General features: G+C 43.2%; 2 protein-coding genes. Both read left to right on the plus strand.

Translation table 11 applies throughout. From position 1 onward, the window contains the following. Positions 1–223: 223 nt before the first annotated feature. Positions 224–958, plus strand: coding sequence for a 15,16-dihydrobiliverdin:ferredoxin oxidoreductase (locus I8752_RS17215; protein WP_214433535.1), 735 nt, complete (start codon positions 224–226; stop codon positions 956–958). Between the two features lie 191 nt (positions 959–1149). Then, complete coding sequence (locus tag I8752_RS17220; protein WP_214433536.1) at positions 1150–1896, plus strand: phycoerythrobilin:ferredoxin oxidoreductase; 747 nt, start codon at positions 1150–1152, stop codon at positions 1894–1896. Positions 1897–1937: the final 41 nt, after the last annotated feature.

Below are 1937 nucleotides of genomic sequence, written 5' to 3' on the forward strand. Positions count from 1 at the left end.
GGATGAGGGGGATGAGGGAGATGAGGGGGATGAGGGAGACAAGGGAGACAAGAAAAATAATCAATCCCCAATTCCCAATCCCCAGTACCCAATCCCCAGTACCCAATCCCCAATCCCCAACCCTAAAAATTAAGGATTGTTGCTTTATTGATGAGAAATGGGACGCGGATTCACGATGTTTCGTATTCTCAGGAGTTAGAGGTATATGAGTCCATAAGAATCAATGTATACAACCTTTATTCAGCATCTAGAACGATCGCTATTTCAACGGTTTAATTTACAAAGTCGTTCGATTCCAACGGGTCTAGAGTATAAGGTAAGCGATCGCGGCAGAAATCCCGCTACTATCCGTAGTTGGTGCTATCAGTGTCAAGAGTTACGAAAAATTCGCTATACCAGTATTGACGCGGGGGTAAGCGCCCAAATTCTGAATAGTGTTATTTATCCCAGTCACCACTACGATTTACCTTTGCTCGGTATAGATTTTCTCTCTTTTGGTCAGGTCAAAAACTTGATTGTTATGGACTTTCAACCTTTGTTTCAGGATGAAGCCTACCTAGCAAAGTATATATATCCCCTGAAAGCTTTGCAGAATAAATATCCTGAACTGGCACAAGATTTAGAAATGAAGTTCTACGATGCTAATCAGTATTTCTCAAAATATCTGCTGTTTGCCAAAACAGATGCCGAAACGGTGAAAACACGAGTACTTGCAGCGTTTAAAGATTATCTAAATTTGTACTGGCAGATGTTGGACTCAGCCAAACCTCTAACCGACCCTGAAGATATTCAGCGGATTGTGAAAGCTCAAAAAGACTACGACCAATACAGCGCAGAACGCGACCCAGCATCTGGTCTATTTAGCAGCTACTTTGGCCATGAATGGTCGGAACGATTCTTGTATGAATTTTTGTTCGAGGATGCTGTACCTTTAGCTGCTGGCTCAGTCAAAAAGTAATTTAGATTCTGGAAGTAGTCAAAAGCCAGATTCAGGAGAATTCTATGCGGCTGGTGAATGACTATTGGTTGAAAGCTAGACTGTATTAATGTCTCCTCTTAGGCAAAACTAATCAGAAATTTTTCGGCAATCAAACTTCATGCCTCTATAGCTTTATTCATTCTGATTCCTGTATTCTGACTTCTCTCATCATGACTTTATATCAGCCATTTTTAGATTACGCGATCGCTTTATTACGCGATCGCCTCGACCTGCAACCATATCCTATTCCCACAGGATTTGAGTCTAAATCAGCGCTTGTAGGTAAGGGCAAACATCAAGAAGAAGTGTTGACTACCAGCACAGCATTTAGCGCCCCAAAACTGCGTCAAATACGAGCTGCTCATGTGCAAGGTGGTAAATCGCTTCAGGTTCTTAACTTTGTGATTTTTCCTCACTTGAACTATGACTTGCCCTTTTTTGGAGCAGACTTGGTAACGCTACCAGGAGGACACTTGATTGCCCTGGATATGCAACCTCTGTTTCGAGACAATGCAGCGTACCAACAGAAGTATACTCAGCCCATATTGCCGATTTTTACAGCATATCAACAGCACCTTCCTTGGGGAGGAGACTTTCCCGAAGAAGCGCGTCCCTTTTTCTCACCAGCATTTCTCTGGACTCGCCCCCAACAAGATGAAGCAGTAGAAACGCACGTATTTGCAGCTTTTAAAGATTACCTTCAGGCCTACCTCAATTTTGTTGACCAAGCACAGCCAGTCACCGACTCCCATTCCTTAGCGGATATAGAACAAGCACAACTGCGCTATCTGCGCTATCGCTCTGAAAAAGACCCAGCACGAGGAATGTTTACCCGTTTTTACGGAACTGAGTGGACAGAAGAATATATCCACGGCTTTTTATTTGACCTAGAAAGAAAATTAGCAGCAGTAAATTGAATTGGGGACTGGGGACTGGGGACTGGGGACTGGGTGAAAAG

It is taken from the genome of Dendronalium phyllosphericum CENA369 (genome assembly GCF_016056275.1).
GTDB lineage: Bacteria > Cyanobacteriota > Cyanobacteriia > Cyanobacteriales > Nostocaceae > Dendronalium > Dendronalium phyllosphericum.